Annotated in this window: 15 protein-coding genes; 2 read left to right on the top strand and 13 right to left on the bottom strand. The window is 74.4% G+C overall.

The annotated features are described in order from the left end of the window. Position 1 precedes the first annotated feature (1 nt). From AB0C84_RS00225 to AB0C84_RS00210, 4 genes are all read right to left on the bottom strand, one after another. The gene (locus tag AB0C84_RS00225) at positions 2-997 is read right to left on the bottom strand and encodes a TIGR04222 domain-containing membrane protein (RefSeq protein WP_361059504.1); all 996 of its coding nucleotides are present in this window, start codon (positions 995-997) and stop codon (positions 2-4) included. Positions 998-1,059: 62 nt separating this feature from the next. Further along, entirely contained in the window at positions 1,060-1,698 is a 639-nt protein-coding gene (locus AB0C84_RS00220) for a response regulator transcription factor (protein WP_179849228.1), read from the bottom strand. Between the two features lie 35 nt (positions 1,699-1,733). Then, positions 1,734-2,918, bottom strand: coding sequence for a DUF5931 domain-containing protein (locus tag AB0C84_RS00215; RefSeq protein WP_361059501.1), 1,185 nt, complete (start codon positions 2,916-2,918; stop codon positions 1,734-1,736). Further along, complete coding sequence (locus AB0C84_RS00210; protein ID WP_258938875.1) at positions 2,905-3,639, bottom strand: lysophospholipid acyltransferase family protein; 735 nt, start codon at positions 3,637-3,639, stop codon at positions 2,905-2,907. The genes AB0C84_RS00215 and AB0C84_RS00210 overlap by 14 nt, the downstream gene beginning before the upstream one ends. 368 nt (positions 3,640-4,007) lie before the next feature. Between AB0C84_RS00210 and AB0C84_RS00205 the strand changes: the two genes are divergently transcribed. Further along, positions 4,008-4,871: a hypothetical protein gene (locus AB0C84_RS00205; RefSeq protein ID WP_361059497.1), complete on the top strand. Its 864-nt coding sequence runs from the start codon at positions 4,008-4,010 to the stop codon at positions 4,869-4,871. Here AB0C84_RS00205 and AB0C84_RS00200 read toward each other — a convergent pair. The 6 genes from AB0C84_RS00200 to AB0C84_RS00175 all read right to left on the bottom strand — a co-directional run bounded on the left by AB0C84_RS00200 (position 4,868) and on the right by AB0C84_RS00175 (position 9,196). Beyond that, positions 4,868-5,563, bottom strand: a complete 696-nt coding sequence (locus AB0C84_RS00200) for an endonuclease/exonuclease/phosphatase family protein (protein ID WP_361059494.1) — start codon at positions 5,561-5,563, stop codon at positions 4,868-4,870. The genes AB0C84_RS00205 and AB0C84_RS00200 overlap by 4 nt on opposite strands. Before the next feature lie 2 nt (positions 5,564-5,565). Further along, positions 5,566-6,534 carry an ROK family glucokinase gene (locus AB0C84_RS00195; protein WP_179842911.1) on the bottom strand — a complete coding sequence of 323 codons (969 nt, stop codon included), beginning with the start codon at positions 6,532-6,534 and terminating at the stop codon, positions 5,566-5,568. Positions 6,535-6,583: 49 nt separating this feature from the next. Then, positions 6,584-7,102 (bottom strand): hypothetical protein, encoded by a 519-nt coding sequence (locus AB0C84_RS00190; RefSeq protein ID WP_361059491.1) that lies wholly within the window; start codon positions 7,100-7,102, stop codon positions 6,584-6,586. Positions 7,103-7,179: 77 nt separating this feature from the next. After that, the gene (locus AB0C84_RS00185) at positions 7,180-7,614 is read right to left on the bottom strand and encodes an SRPBCC family protein (RefSeq protein ID WP_179842913.1); all 435 of its coding nucleotides are present in this window, start codon (positions 7,612-7,614) and stop codon (positions 7,180-7,182) included. A 62-nt stretch (positions 7,615-7,676) separates the two neighbouring features. After that, entirely contained in the window at positions 7,677-8,444 is a 768-nt protein-coding gene (locus AB0C84_RS00180) for a metallophosphoesterase (protein WP_258938870.1), read from the bottom strand. Positions 8,445-8,500: 56 nt separating this feature from the next. Continuing rightward, positions 8,501-9,196: a copper homeostasis protein CutC gene (locus tag AB0C84_RS00175; RefSeq protein WP_179842915.1), complete on the bottom strand. Its 696-nt coding sequence runs from the start codon at positions 9,194-9,196 to the stop codon at positions 8,501-8,503. Positions 9,197-9,433: 237 nt separating this feature from the next. Here AB0C84_RS00175 and AB0C84_RS00170 point away from each other — a divergent pair, with 237 nt between their 5' ends. Next, positions 9,434-11,224 carry a long-chain fatty acid--CoA ligase gene (locus tag AB0C84_RS00170; RefSeq protein ID WP_361059486.1) on the top strand — a complete coding sequence of 597 codons (1,791 nt, stop codon included), beginning with the start codon at positions 9,434-9,436 and terminating at the stop codon, positions 11,222-11,224. Here the strand turns inward: AB0C84_RS00170 and AB0C84_RS00165 are convergent. The 3 genes from AB0C84_RS00165 to AB0C84_RS00155 form a co-directional block, all read right to left on the bottom strand. Beyond that, a complete protein-coding gene (locus AB0C84_RS00165) occupies positions 11,212-11,880 on the bottom strand; it encodes an NAD(P)-binding oxidoreductase (RefSeq protein ID WP_361059484.1) in 669 nt (222 codons plus the stop codon). The genes AB0C84_RS00170 and AB0C84_RS00165 overlap by 13 nt on opposite strands. 70 nt (positions 11,881-11,950) lie before the next feature. After that, on the bottom strand, positions 11,951-13,351 hold the full coding sequence (locus tag AB0C84_RS00160; protein WP_361059481.1) for a DUF1996 domain-containing protein: 1,401 nt from the start codon (positions 13,349-13,351) through the stop codon (positions 11,951-11,953). A 30-nt stretch (positions 13,352-13,381) separates the two neighbouring features. Further along, positions 13,382-14,014, bottom strand: coding sequence for a DUF4142 domain-containing protein (locus tag AB0C84_RS00155; RefSeq protein ID WP_258938866.1), 633 nt, complete (start codon positions 14,012-14,014; stop codon positions 13,382-13,384). Positions 14,015-14,105 lie beyond the last annotated feature (91 nt).

Here is a 14,105-nt window from a genome sequence, read left to right as displayed (position 1 = left end):
CTCAGCCCCCTCCGCCGCAGCCGCCGCCACCACCGCAACCGCCTCCCCCACCGCAGCCGCTCCCGCCTCCGCAGCCGCTTCCGCCTCCGCACGAGCCGCCGCCTCCGCAGGAGGAGGACGAGCACACCGAGGCGGTCGAGTTGCAGGAGGAGCCCGAGTAGCCGCCGGAGGAGGCCGCGACCCCGGCCATCTCCAGGTACCGGCCGAGCCCCACGGTCTGGGCGAACACCGGGTCGAGCGCCATCAGCGCGGCCGTGCCGAACAGCGCCACGCCCATCAGCACGGCGGGCGCCGGGAGCCCGGCGTAGGACGACTGGTTCGCCGGGTCGAGGGCGGGCTGGGACTCCTTGATCCGCTCGACGGCCAGCTCGCCCTCCCGCGTCCGCTCGGCGCCCGAGTCGAGGCCGACGGCGCCGGCGCCGAGGCCGACCAGCGCGGCCATCGGGACGAGCTTGCCGAACCCGCTGAAGGCGTCGCTCACGACGAAGGCGGCGAAGCCGACCAGGATCCAGCCGAACATGACCAGCTGGAGGGTGCGCAGCCGGCGGCGCCCGGCCGGCGCGAGCACCATGCCCTGCGCGGCGAGACCGTCGCGGAGCTGGTCGAGCGCCGCGCGCACGCCCGGCTCGGCGGTGAGCTCGGCCAGCGTCCCGGCCCGCAGGTGGGCGACCGCCCCGAAGACCGCCGTGTCCAGCGGCGTCCCGGCCGCGCGCGGGCCGCCGGCGGACGGCTCGGTGGCCAGCAGCCGGCCGTCGGCGTAGGCGTCGGCCGCGCCGTCCAGGCGCAGCGCCGTGATCGAGGCGGCGATCGCGTGCCGCCCTCCGCCCTGCAGGTAGGCGACCTCGTACGGGTGCAGATCGCGCGCCGTGCCCTGGCGCCGGGGCGACCCCCGCAGCACCGCGGCCCGCATCCGGCGCAGGAACGCCAGCAGCACGAGCCCAATCAGGAAGTGGGCCGCGAGGAACCCCAGCGCGGGGCCCAGGATCTCGTCCGCCATGACGTGCTCCCGTCGCTATGCGCTTTTGCGCGATGAGACGCAGGCGCCGCCGCGGCGGTTCGCTACTCCTCCTCGTCGAGCCCCTTCTCGATGGCGTAGCGGACGAGTTCGACGCGGTTGTGCAGCTGGAGCTTGCCGAGCGTGTTCTGCACGTGGTTCTGCACCGTCCGGTGGGACAGGACGAGGCGCTGCGCGATCTGCTTGTACGTCAGCCCCTTCGCGACGAGGCGCAGCACCTCGGTCTCGCGCTCGGTCAGCCGCGGCGCGTCGTCGTCCTCGCGGGCGGGGGCGGCGGCGAGGCGGCGGTACTCGCCGAGGACGAGCCCGGCGAGCCCGGGGGTGAAGACGGCGTCGCCCTCGCCGGTCCGCCGGACGGCGTCGAGGAACTCCTCGCGGGCGGCGGACTTGAGCAGGTAGCCGGTCGCGCCCGCCTTCACCGCCTCCAGGACGTCCTGCTGCTCGCCGCTCGCCGACAGCACCAGCACCCGGACGGGCGGGTCGGCGGCGGCGAGGCGCCGGGTCACCTCGACCCCGCTGAGGTCGGGCAGCTGGAGGTCGACCACGGCGACCTGCGGCCTCGCGGCGGCGGCGATGCGGACCGCGGCGCGGCCCTCCCCCGCCGTCGCGACCACGTCGTGGCCGGCCTCGGCCAGGTCGCGGGCCACCGCCTCGCGCCACATCGGATGGTCGTCCACGACCATGACCCGCAGGGGCCGGAGGGGAACGTCGCTCACGGTCACACCCTAGCCCGGGGCACGGTCATCTCGACCTCGGTCCCCTCGCCCTCCGCGGAGACGATCGCCACGGTCCCGCCGAGGTCGGCGATGCGGCCGCGGATGGACTGGGCGACGCCGAGCCGCCCGTCCGCCGCCGCCCGGTCCAGGCGCCCCGGGGGCATGCCCGGGCCGTCGTCGCGGACGCTGACGGTGACCTCGCCCTCGCCGTCCTCCAGCAGGACCCACGCGCGGGCCTCCTCACCGCAGTGCCGCCGGACGTTGTCGAGGGCCGCCGCCACCGCCGCCCCGACCTCCCCGGCGGCGTGCGCCGGCAGCCGCACCTCCGTGGCGGGCGTCGAGACCGTCACGAAGGTGGAGGCGTGCCCGGTCAGCAGCGGGCGCAGGTCCGTCCCGGCCCCGGAGGCGTCCGCGGGCGGCGCCGCCGGGCCCGCGCCGATGAGGGCGCGCAGCGCCGCCTCCTGCTCGCCCGCGAGGCGGCCGAGCTCGGCCGCCTCGCCGCCGAGCTCGCCGCCGCGCCGCTGCACCATCGCCAGGACCTGCAGCACCGAGTCGTGTATGCGGCGCGCCAGCCGCTCCCGCTCCCGGGTCGCCGCCTCCAGCTCGACGGCCCGCGCCAGCCGCGCCTCCGCCTCCCGCGCCAGCCGCACGACGTGCCCGACGACGAGGCCCGCGAGGAACAGCAGCACGATGCCGTTGAACGTCGTCCCGCCGATGCCGCCGCTCGTCCCGGCGACCGCGTGCACCATGAGGTTCGCGGCGGCCAGGACGGCCGCGGCGGCGATGCCGGCCCGCCGGCCACCGGCGACCGCCCACGCCAGCACCGCGGCCGCCACCCACGATACCGGCAGCGTCGGGCGGCCGGCCGAGATGTTCGAAGGCGTCTCCACCCACGCCGTCGCCAGTACGCACCCAGCCGCGACGGCGAGGTCGGCGCCCAGCAGCGCCCTGCCCCGCGGGCCCGGGCCGCCCGGGGCGAACGCGGCGGGCCTGAAGACGAACGACGCGTAGCCCGTCCACGCGGCCATGACGGCGAGGACGGCCCATCCGCCGAGCCGGTGGGCGTAGCCGCCGGAGTTCATGGCGATCACGACGGCCGCGTAGCACAGGGCGAGCCCGCGGTAGACGGCCACGGCGCGCCACAGCGCGGTCTCCAGGCCCGTCCCGCGCGGCTCAGCCGCGGTCACTCAGCCCTCCGTCGTCCTCGACCGGACGCACCTCCTTGCCGGCCATCTCGGCCTTCACCTCGGCGGAGTACCGGTCGACGTACTCCTGCCCGGACAGCCTCTGGATCGCCGTCATGATCTCGTCGGTGATCTCGCGGAGCACCTCGTGGTCGTCCTCGCGCCCGTAGTGGCGGGAGAAGTCCAGGGGCTCGCCGAACCGCACGCCCGGCCGGATCCCGAGCCGCGGGTACGGCCTGCCGGGCGGCATCAGCTCGAACGTGTTGACCATCGCCATCGGGATCACCGGCACCCGCGACTTCAGCGCCAGCCGCGCGACCCCCGTCTTGCCGCGGTACAGCCGGTTGTCGGGCGCCCGGGTGCCCTCGGGGTAGATGCCGAGCAGCTTGCCCTCGCCGAGGATGCGCAGCCCCGTCTGCAGCGCCGCCTCGGCCGCCGAGCCGCCGGTCCGGTCGACCGGCACCACCCCGACGCCGGTGAAGAAGCCCTTGCTGACCAGCCCCTTGATCCCCCGGCCGGTGAAGTACTCCTCCTTGCCGATGAAGAAGATCGGGCGCATCAGCGGCAGCGGGCCGAAGAAGTGGTCGGCGAACGACAGGTGGTTGCTCACCATCAGCGCCGGCCCGCGCTTCGGGACGTTGCGCACCCCCCGGTTCCGCGGCCACCACAGCAGGTACATGACCGGGGTGAGGACGATCCTCAGCAGGATCCAGAACCAGAGCATCGTATGCGGGCACCTTTCCCTCGGACCGGACGCCCCCGCGCGGGCGTGCCCCGGTCCTGGCCGACGGGAGACGATGGGACATCCTCCCACTCTCCGTCCCACCGATCTACCGGCCGGTACCGCGCACCGGAACCCGACCGCCCGGCGGCGGACCGGGAATAACCGTAGGCTCGGAGCGGTAAATCTCAATCGGGTGCGCCGGGGGGCTTGTCCCGGGCGGCGCAGCGAATACCGTGGGACACACGTTTCGGGGTGTCCGGGAGAGTCCTCCGCGCGGAGGCGACCGGGCACCACATGTCAATGGGGGGAGCGGAGGCCGCCATGCCGGTGCTGTCGGTCACGCCGGAGTCGTCGAAGGAGCCGGCCCCGTGAATCGCCGTGGCAATGGACTGTCAGCGGAGACCTACGCCCCACTGGTCGACCTCGCGCCGCATCTCGCGGACGCGATGCTGTCGGCCCTCGGCGAGGCGGGCGTCGCGGCCTACGCGGCGTCCCCGTCCGGGCTGCCGGAGATCGCCGAGGCGCCAGCGGAGCCGGTCGCCGGCGACGTCCTCGACCGGCTGTACGTGGACGTGGAGATGAAGCCGGCCGCCGAGGGCATCCTGCGCGTGCACCTCGCCCGGCTGCGCGAGGCCTCCGCCCGCGGCTCCGACGGCGAGCGCGAGGGTGCCGAGCTCAACGACGCCGACCTGCTCGGCGCCGGCCGGCCCGACCCCGCCGAGCGCACCGAGACCGGCCTGGCCGACCCGGGCGCGGGCCAGGCGGGCGGCGCCGCCGAGCGCGACGAGGACGCCATCTGGGCCGAGATCGTCGCCGGGTACGACGCCGTCCCCGAGGGCGACGAGGTCCCGTGGCCCGACGAGGAGAACATCCGCGAGCCCGCCGACCCCCCAGGCGAGGGCGAGGACCGCACCGGGCGGCTGCCCCGCGCCCGCGTGATCAGGGCGGTCGAGGAGCCCTCGTTCCCCGCCGGCGACGACGATGACGACGACGAGGGGCACTACGTCCCGCCCCCTCCCCCGCCGCTGCCGAGCGCCGACCCGCTCACCAAGGGCGCCTGGATCGCGCTGATCGGCGGCCCCGTCTACCTGCTGGTCACCGTCATCCTCGACTGGGAGGTCCCCGGCTGGGCCGCCTTCCTCGCCGTCGCGGCCTTCATCGGCGGCTTCGTCACCCTCGTCCTGCGGATGGGCGACGAGCCCCGCGACCCCGACGACGGGGCCGTCGTCTAGGGCGTCTCCAGCTCGGCCAGCAGGGGCCGGTGGTCGGTGGCCAGGGGGTGGTCCCCGGCGTCGTCGGGCGGTACCCCGCACGCGACGACCCGCACGGCCGGGTCGGCGAAGACGCCGTCGATGCGGCGCTTCGGGGCGCGCGCGGTGAAGGTGAACTCCCCGCCCGCCGGAGCGGCCGCGTAGCCGTCCTGGAAGCGGCCGGCCAGCAGCGACCAGGACGGGCCGCCCGGCTCCTCGTTGACGTCGCCCGCGAGCACGACCGGGGCGCCGTGGCGGGCGCGGGCGCGGTCGAGGTGGGCGAGGATCTCGGGGACGTGCCGCAGCCGCGGGCCGTCCGCCAGGTCCAGATGGGTGCTCGCGGCGATCAGGCGGGCGCCGCCGATCTCCAGGACGGCGATCGCGAGGGCGCGGCGGTGCAGGCCCGGGTCCGGGGTGAGCAGGTGGAACTCGCGGGCCACGCGGCGCACGTGCGGCGCGGCGAGAACGGCGAGCCCGCAGGCCCGCCGCCCCGCCGCGATCCGCAGGCCGCAGTCCCGCGCCAGCTGGCGGCGCCGGAGCCGCCAGCCCCAGAAGCGCGGGACCTCCTGCAGGCACACCACGTCCGGGGCGTTCGCGCGGACGACGCGGGCCACGGCGGACGGGTCGTCGCGCAGCGACCGGATGTTGTAGGAGAGCAGCCGGACGGCGGTCACGCCTAGACGATCACGTCCTGGAACGGGCGGACGCGGGCCAGGTCGGCGGCGCCGACGATGCCCGCCGCCGAGCCCAGCTCGGCGATCCGGATGTCGGGCAGCGGGCGGTGGCCGCGACCGGTCAGGGCGTCCTCGAACGCGGAGCGGATCGGATCGAGCAGCAGGTCTCCGGCGTCCGACAGGCCGCCGCCGATGATGAACGCACCCGGGTCGAGGATCGCGCTGAGGTCGGCCAGGCCCTGGCCCGCCCAGTGCGCGATCGTCCGGAAGCACTCCAGCGCCGCCTTGTCGCCCTCCCTGGCCGCCTGCGACACCTCGGGGCCGCTGATGCCCTCGGGCCGCCCGCCGCCGAGCTCCAGCAGGCGCCCGGCCATCGCGGGCGCCACCCGGGCCAGGTCGCGCGCCTCGTGCACGAGGGCGTTGCCGCTGGCGTACTGCTCCCAGCAGCCGCGGTTGCCGCAGCCGCAGCGGCGCCCGTCCGGGACGACCCGGAAGTGCCCCATCTCGGCGCCGATGCCGAACCGGCCCCGGTACAGCTCGCCGTTGATGATGATGCCGCCGCCGATGCCGGTGCCGAGGGCCACCAGGACGAGGAAGTTCTCGCCGCGCCCGGCGCCGAACCGGGCCTCGCCCCATGCGGTGGCGTTGCCGTCGTTCTCCACGACGACCGGCAGCCCGACGAGGCTCTCCACCTTCTCCTTGATCGGCTCGTCCCGCCAGGCGAGGTTCGGCGCGAACAGCACGGTGGAGCGGGTCTCGTCGACGAAGCCCGCGGTGCCGAGCCCGACCGCCGCGACCTCCTCGTACTTGCCCTTGAGCAGGTCGACGACCTCGGCGATGGTCTCGGCGGTCTCCTTGGGGTTGGTCGAGGGAGTCGGCCGGCGGACCTTCTCCAGGATCGTTCCCCGGTCGTCGACGACCCCCGCGGCCACCTTGGTGCCGCCCACATCCACGCCGATGGTCAGGGCCATGTAACCCTTCCTCCTCCTCGCGTCGCCCCTGGCTGGAGCCACTCCCGCTCTACCCGATGTCGATGGGGCCGCCGGTGGCGGCCGACCCCGGGTCGCCCGGATCGGGACGTTCCGACCGATCGGACGTACCCGCCCGCGCGCCCTCCGACGCCTCCGGCGGCCCGGTCCGGCCGGGCCTGCCCGCCCGGTGCGCCTCCCGCGCCCGGTCGGACGGCCGGGTCCGGTCGAACGCGGCCGCGACGTCCAGGGCGGCGGCGACCAGCGACCGTCCGGCCTCGCGCAGGTGCCGCCCCACGTCGCCGCCCGACTCCCGCTTGATCGCGATGGCCCGGCAGACGGGGCAGTCGCGGCACTCGGGGGCGCCGGTGGCGATGTGCGGCCCGCGGGCGTCCGCGCCGGGCCCGCCGGACGTCTCGTCGGCGATGGCACGGTCCCACACGTTCCCGCCCGGCTCGCCCGGCTCGCCGCCCCGGCCCGCGCGCCCGTCCCGGCCGCCGCCCACCCGCCTGATCAACGCGTCGACGAGCTTGGCCGCCTCGTCCAGGACGTCGCCCGACTGGTCGCTCATATCTCCATCTTCCATCCGTCGTCGGCGTGAACGGTATCGCCTCCGCGCCGTGTTCAGGCCACCACCCCGAGGCGGGCTCAGCCCTCCACGTGGCGCTTGAGGCCCTTGAGGGCCGAGTCGATGATCCGCTTCTCGCCCTTGCGCTTCACCATGCCGATCATGGGGATGCGGACGTCCACCGCCAGCTCGTAGGTCACCTCGGTGACGCCGCCCTCCTCCGCCAGGTCGTAGGTGCCGTGCAGCCCGGTGACGACCGTGCCCGGCTCCACCAGCTCCCACGTCACCCGGTCGTCGCCCTCCCAGGTGTAGGCGAGCCCGACGGTGTCGCTGAACGGGCCGCCGTCGAACGTGAGGCGGGCGCGGGCGGCCCGGCCGTCCTCGCCCCTGTCCTGCACGGTGAACTCGCGGATGCCGCTCGCCCACTCCGGGTACGCCTCGAGATCGGCGATCACCGCCATGATCTCGGCCTTCCCGGCCTTGACCGTGACGGAGGAACTCGTGCGGTCCGCCATCTGCGTCTCCCTCCGGCTCGCCCCGAACCCCTGCGGGCTCGCTGTCCCTAGAGAAGTATGGTTCACACCGTCAGGACGTAAGGCACACCGCGCGCACGGAAGTGCCCGACGTTCACGCATTCGGTGCGGCCGATGCGGACGCGGCTCGCGAGCGGCTGGTGGACGTGCCCGAACAGCACGTACCTCGGCTGCGTGCGGTGGATCGCCTCCAGGATCGCCTCGCTGCCGCGCTCGAACCTGCGCGCCACGGTGTCGTACAGCAGGTCGGGGACGGCGGGCGGGATGTGGCTGCACAGCACGTCCACCTCGCCGACCGCCTCGACCTTGGCCGCGAAGGCCTCCTCGTCCAGCTCGTAGGGGGTGCGGTACTCGGTGCGCAGGCCGCCCCCGACGAACCCGAAACGCAGGCCGCCGATCTCGGTGGTCTCGCCGTCCAGGACGTGGTGGCCGTCGCGCAGGTGCGCGTCCCACAGCCGGGGGACGTCGACATTGCCGTAGGTCAGGTACGCGGGGGCGGGCATGGCCGCGAACAGTTCGGCGTACTGGCGGTTCACGGCCCGCTCGATGTGCGGCCGGGCGTCCCCGTCGAGCGAGGCCCACAGCCCCCGGGAGAACTCGCGGGCCTCGTCGAAGCGCTTCTCGGTCCGCAGCCCGATGAAGCGGTCGGCGTTGTCCTGGCCGAACAGGTCGGCGAAGATCCCCTGCCCGTGGTCGTGGTAGTCGATGAACAGGATCAGGTCGCCCAGGCAGATGAGCGCGTCCGCGCCGTCCGCCGCGCCCGCCAGCGCGTCCGCGCGGCCGTGGACGTCGCTCACCACATGGATCCTCATGAACCGAATGTAATGGCGCCGACCACCGGAGTGAACGGGCGTCCGCCGGAAGGCCGTCAGCCGGCGGCGGCCGCCACGAGGGTGCGCCACTCGCGCACCAGGGCGGGGTCGACCGGCGCGTCCCAGTCGCCGTCCGGGCGCACGGCCGTGCCCACGTGGAACGCGGTGACGCCCGCGGCGGCGAGGACGGCGACGTGCTTGCGGCGCAGCCCGCCCCCGGCCATGATCATCTCGGCGGCGGCGGGGTCCCCGACCGCGCGCCGGACGAGCACGTCGACCCCCGCGTCCACGCCGCGGGCCGAACCCGCCGTCAGCACGGTGTCCAGGCGTCCGCCGAACGCGCGGACGGCGTTCCACGCCTGGGCCGGGTCGGCGGCGTGGTCCAGCGCCCGGTGGAAGGTCCAGGGCAGCGGGTCGGTGTCGGCGGCGAGCTTGCCGGTGGCGCCCGCGTCGACATGCCCGGAGGAGTCGAGGAAGCCGAGCACGAACCCGTCCGCGCCCGCGGCGGCGAGGCCCGCGGCGGCGCGCCGCAGCCGGTCCAGCTCGGCGCCGGTGGTGCGGAACCCCGCGTTGGCGCGCAGCATCACCCGCATCGGCAGGGACGTGGCCTCCCGGATGGCGGCGACCAGGTCGGGGTCGGGGGTGAGCCCGTCCGCGGCCATGTCGGCGACGACCTCGATGCGGTCGGCGCCGCCCTCCTGCGCCGCGCGGGCGTCGGCGGCGGACAGCGCGATCACTTCGAGCAGCGACATGGCGACCCCTGGAACCCGTTTGCGTTGTGCGACCGGCTCCAGCGTAGGCGACCCGGCGGCGGGCGCCGGGAGCCGGCGGGCGGTCTTTGCCGTGCCGTTAACCGCCGGGGTTCGCGGCACGATTCCTACTCGTGGGTATCATGCGGCGACGGAGGAGTTCGCGCGCCGCGGGCCGGACGGCCCGAGCGCGCCGCGGACCCTCCCGCCGTCCTCGAAGACCGACGACAGGAGTGGGCCGTGCGCGAGTTCAGCGTCCCCGCGATGGTGGAGGTCCCCGACTCCGCCACTCTGACCGACGCGCCCTTCGCCCGGGCCGCCGAAGAGCCCGGCCGGATCGTGCTGCGCCGCAAGAACGGCGACGCGTGGAGCGCCGTCACCGCGGCGGAGTTCGCCGCCGAGACGGCGGGGGTCGCCAAGGGCCTGGCCGCCGCCGGCGTCGAGCCCGGCGACCGGGTGTGCCTGCTGTCGCGGACCCGCTACGAGTGGACGGTCCTGGACTACGCGATCTGGGCGGCGGGCGCGATCTCCGTCCCGATCTACGAGACGTCCTCCGCCGAGCAGATCGAGTGGATCGTCGGCGACTCCGGGGCCAAGGCCGTGTTCGCCGAGACCGGGGCGCACGTGGCGACCGTCGAGGAGATCCGCGACCGGCTCCCCGGGCTGGCGCACGTGTGGGGCATCGACGCGGGCGGCGTCGCGGAGGTCACCCGGCTCGGCGCGGACGTCGGCGACGACGTCGTCGAGGAGCGCCGCCGGTCCCGCCGCGCCGCGGACATCGCCACGCTCGTCTACACCTCCGGCACCACCGGGCGCCCCAAGGGCTGCGAGATCACCCACGGGAACCTGGTGTCGACCGCCCGCAACGCCGTGCAGGGGGCGATCGCCGAGATCGCCGTCGAGGGCAGCTCCACGCTGCTGTTCCTGCCGCTGGCGCACGTGTTCGCCCGGCTGATCGAGGTCGCCACCATCGAGGGCGGCATCGTGCTCGGGCACAGCGACGTCCCGAACCTGCTGCCGGACCTGGCCTCGTTCCGGCCGACGTTCCTGCTGGCCGTCCCGCGCGTGTTCGAGAAGGTCTACAACGGCGCCGAGCAGAAGGCCGCGGCCGACGGCAAGGGCAAGATCTTCAAGACGGCGGCGGAGACCGCGGTCGCCTACAGCCGGGCGCTGGACGACGGCGGCCCCGGCCTCGGGCTGAAGGCCCGGCACCGCGTCTTCGACGTGCTCGTGTACCGCAAGCTGCGCGCCGCGGTCGGCGGCAGGGTGCAGTACGCGGTGTCCGGCGGCGCCGCGCTCGGCGAGCGGCTCGGGCACTTCTTCCGCGGCGTCGGGATCACGATCCTGGAGGGCTACGGGCTCACCGAGACGACCGCGCCCGCCGCCGTCAACCGGCCCTCCGCCATCAAGATCGGCACGGTGGGCAGGCCGATCCCCGGCGTCGACGTGCGCATCGCCGAGGACGGCGAGGTCCTCGTGCGGGGCGTCGACGTCATGCGCGGCTACTGGAACAACGAGGCCGCCACCAAGGAGGCCCTGGAGGACGGCTGGTTCCACACCGGCGACCTCGGCTCCCTCGACGAGGAGGGCTTCCTGCGGATCACCGGCCGGAAGAAGGAGATCCTGGTCACCGCGGCGGGCAAGAACGTGGCGCCCGCTCCGCTGGAGGACCGGCTCCGCGCCCACCCGCTGATCAGCCAGTGCCTCGTCGTCGGCGACGGCCGCAAGTTCATCAGCGCGCTCGTCACCCTGGACGAGGAGGCGCTCGGCCCGTGGAAGGCCCGGCACGGCAAGCCGGCGGAGATGACGGTGGACGAGCTGCGCCGCGACCCCGACCTCGTCGCCGAGATCGAGGCCGCGGTCGCCGACGCCAACAAGTCGGTCAGCCACGCTGAGGCGATCAAGAAGCACGTCGTCCTCGGCGTCGACTTCACCGAGGAGGCCGGCCACATGACGCCGAGCCTGAAGGTGAAGCGCAACGTGGTGATGAAGGACTTCGCCGACGAGATCGACGCCCTCTACACCGGCTGAGCCAGCGCGGCGACGGCGTCCCCGATCGGGGTGGAGCCGTTGAGCAGGTCCAGCGTGAGGCGGCGGACGTCGCCGGCGTCCAGCAGCGCCGCGACGACCGCCGCGACGTCGTCGCGGGTGACCGCACCGTGCCCGATCGGCGGCTCGGCCAGCGCCACCAGGCCGGTGGGCGGGTCGTCGGTGAGGCGGCCCGGCCGCAGGATCAGCCAGTCCAGGGCGTCGCGGCGCCTCAGGTCGTCCTCGGCCTCGCCCTTGGCCCTGATGTAGGCCTCCCAGACCTCGCCGCGCCCGGGCGCGGGCGGCTCGCCCGCGCCCATCGCGGAGATCTGCACGAAGCCGCGGACCCCCGCGCGCTCGGCGGCGTCGGCCGCGAGCACCGCGGCGGCGCGGTCGACGGTGTCCTTGCGCGACACGCCGCTGCCCGGCCCCGCGCCCGCGGCGAACACGACGGCGTCCGCGCCGGTCAGATGGTCGGCGAGCTCGTCGAGGGTCGCCGACTCCAGGTCGCACACGACCGGTCCGGCGCCGGTGTCCCGGACGTCGCCGGTGTGGCCGGGGTTGCGGATGATGCTCAGCACGGTGTCCCCCCGTGCGGACAGCAGCCGGGACAGCCGCAGCGCGATCTGCCCGTGCCCGCCCGCGATCACGATGTTCATGCCGCGATCGTAGGACGCCGCGGACCCGGACGCGCGGACGCGCGGCCGGGTCCCGGCGGGTCGGAGCCGTTCAGCGGCGGCGCTTGATCCGCGTCCCGGCCCTGCCGTTGATCGCGGTGACGGCCTTCGCCATGAGCTGGTCGTCCATCACGTTGATGAGGTCGCCGTGGTCGGTCACCGGGTCGTGGCCCGACTCGGGGAAGCTGTCCAGCGCGAACGCCAGCGGCTTGGCGGGCAGGTTGTAGGCCAGCGTCATCCGCAGCTGCGGCACCGCCTTCGTGCCCTGCGGGCACTGCCCCGTCGCCTGGTCCGGGAACCGGATGTGGTCGCGGTGGTTGGCGCTGTCGGTGTTCTGGCCGTCCCAGCAGCTCGGGAAGTTCAGCACGCGCAGCACCTTGCTGCCGCGCGGGCACAGCGGGTACTTGTCGGTGAATGCCCGGTTCTCGAATCCGGTGCACGTCCAGCTGGCGTGCGCGTTCTTCAGGCCGTTCGTCACCGCCTTGGCGTCACCGGTGGCGACCCGGATGAACCGCGGCATCGCGGTCACCTTGCTGCGCGGGTTGCCGAGGAACTGGAGCTTCACGCTCGACGGCGTGACGATGCTGCCGGTGTTGCCGTCCGCCTGGCTCTGCTGCGCGCGATCGGAGTTGTCCTGGCCGTTGCGGAGCCTTATCACCGGCCAGAAGTAGGCCGACTTGTCGCCGTTGGTGCAGGTCGTCCCGGCGGCGGCGAAGGTCTCGTCGGTGGAGAACGCGTTCGTGTCGAGGTTGCCCACGTAGTCGTGGATGTGGTGCGCGCCGTTCACGACGCCGGGGGCCGCGAGCACGTTGTCGGGGTTGCTGTGGGCCTGGCCCTTGTTCACACCGCAACTGGAGGCGAACACGCCGGTCGAGGCCTGGCGGCTGCGGCGCGGCTGCCGCACGCGCGGCGCCTTGCGGATGTCGACGAACTGGTCAGCGCGAAGGCTCGGATTCGCCGGAGCCTGCCCCCCGCCGTTCTGGCCGCCGTTCTGGCCGTTGCCCTGCCCGCCTCCGGGCTGCTGACCGCCCTGCGGGTCGGCCGGGGGCGTCGTCTGGCCGCCCTGCGGGTCGGCCGGCGGGGTGGTCTGGCCGCCGTCGATCGGGCCGCCATCGCCCATCTGACCGCCGTCACCCATCTGACCGCCGTCACCCATCTGGCCGCCATCGCCCATCTGGCCGCCATCGCCCATTTGACCGCCATCGCCCATCTGACCGCCTCCGGGCTGCTGGCCGCCCTGCGGGTCGGCCGGCGGGGTCGTCCGGCCGGCGCCCTGGAGCTTCGGAACACCGGAGCCGTCCGCGGGCAGGGCCGGATAGGCGGCCGGGCCCGCCGCCGCGGTGGTCACGGGAATGTACGGCTGCGCCGCCGCGCCGGGGGTCCCCTGGCAGGCCGTCGCGACGAGGGTGAACGCCGGGATCAACACGGCGAAGGCTTTCTTCTTTCGTCCCATCGAAAAACTGCTCCCTTTGCGGGGTGTACGTCAGTGCAGGGCGCGCCTGGGAACCAGGCCCGTGCTCTCCAGCAGCGACATGTGCGTGTTGACGAATTTCAGGCACCGTTCGGCGAACGCGCGGATCTCGGTGTTCTCGGTCGCCGCGCGCACCTTGGCGATGACGGTGAAGACCGCCCCGTGGGCGGCACGCAACCGCAGCACGAACGTCTTGTCATAGTCGGCGCCGTATTTTCCCGACATCTCCCTCAGCCAGCTCTTCTGGCTGCCGTTGGGCTCGTTGGGAAGGAGCACGCCCAGTTTCTGCGCCTCCGCGCGGGTGTCGGCGTCCAGCTGCATGTGCTGGCGCATGATGATCTCGCCGACCTCCTTCACCCGGGGGCTGGACGCGCGCTGCGCGGCCTGCTGCCCGGCGGGCATCTCCCAGAGGCCGGCCTGCCGGACCTTGACCAGGAGCTGCCTGTCCAGAGTGCTGAGCCGCCCCCAGCGGGTGTTGACGGTGCCACCGAGGTTCGCCGCGCCGCTCGCGGGCGTGCCGACCGGGCTCATGACGACCGCGAAGGCCGCCACGACGGCGGCCACGGCCGCCAGTACCAGCAGCAGGCGTCCTTTGCCGAGGCGCGGGAGCGTGCGCTTTCCGGCGATTCCGTAGGATTTCCTCAAGGGCTCTCGTCCCTCCTTTCAAGGATCTCTCGACGGACCCGGCGCGGGTTCGTCCGGAGATACGCACCGGCCCACCGTCCGGGTTCAACGA

It is taken from the genome of Actinomadura sp. NPDC048955 (genome assembly GCF_040649435.1).
Lineage (GTDB): Bacteria > Actinomycetota > Actinomycetes > Streptosporangiales > Streptosporangiaceae > Spirillospora > Spirillospora luteofluorescens.
The sequence above is the reverse complement of the archived record's forward strand: the minus strand, read 5'-3'. Positions and strand labels throughout refer to the sequence as shown.

Coding starts and splice junctions, on each gene's coding strand:
- AB0C84_RS00225 (WP_361059504.1), bottom strand. CDS start 997: ATGGCGGACGAGATCCTGGGCCCCGCGCTGGGGTTCCTCGCGGCCCAC.
- AB0C84_RS00220 (WP_179849228.1), bottom strand. CDS start 1,698: ATGGTCGTGGACGACCATCCGATGTGGCGCGAGGCGGTGGCCCGCGAC.
- AB0C84_RS00210 (WP_258938875.1), bottom strand. CDS start 3,639: ATGCTCTGGTTCTGGATCCTGCTGAGGATCGTCCTCACCCCGGTCATG.
- AB0C84_RS00195 (WP_179842911.1), bottom strand. CDS start 6,534: ATGGCCCTGACCATCGGCGTGGATGTGGGCGGCACCAAGGTGGCCGCG.
- AB0C84_RS00190 (WP_361059491.1), bottom strand. CDS start 7,102: ATGAGCGACCAGTCGGGCGACGTCCTGGACGAGGCGGCCAAGCTCGTC.
- AB0C84_RS00185 (WP_179842913.1), bottom strand. CDS start 7,614: ATGGCGGACCGCACGAGTTCCTCCGTCACGGTCAAGGCCGGGAAGGCC.
- AB0C84_RS00180 (WP_258938870.1), bottom strand. CDS start 8,444: ATGAGGATCCATGTGGTGAGCGACGTCCACGGCCGCGCGGACGCGCTG.
- AB0C84_RS00175 (WP_179842915.1), bottom strand. CDS start 9,196: ATGTCGCTGCTCGAAGTGATCGCGCTGTCCGCCGCCGACGCCCGCGCG.
- AB0C84_RS00165 (WP_361059484.1), bottom strand. CDS start 11,880: ATGAACATCGTGATCGCGGGCGGGCACGGGCAGATCGCGCTGCGGCTG.
- AB0C84_RS00160 (WP_361059481.1), bottom strand. CDS start 13,351: ATGGGACGAAAGAAGAAAGCCTTCGCCGTGTTGATCCCGGCGTTCACC.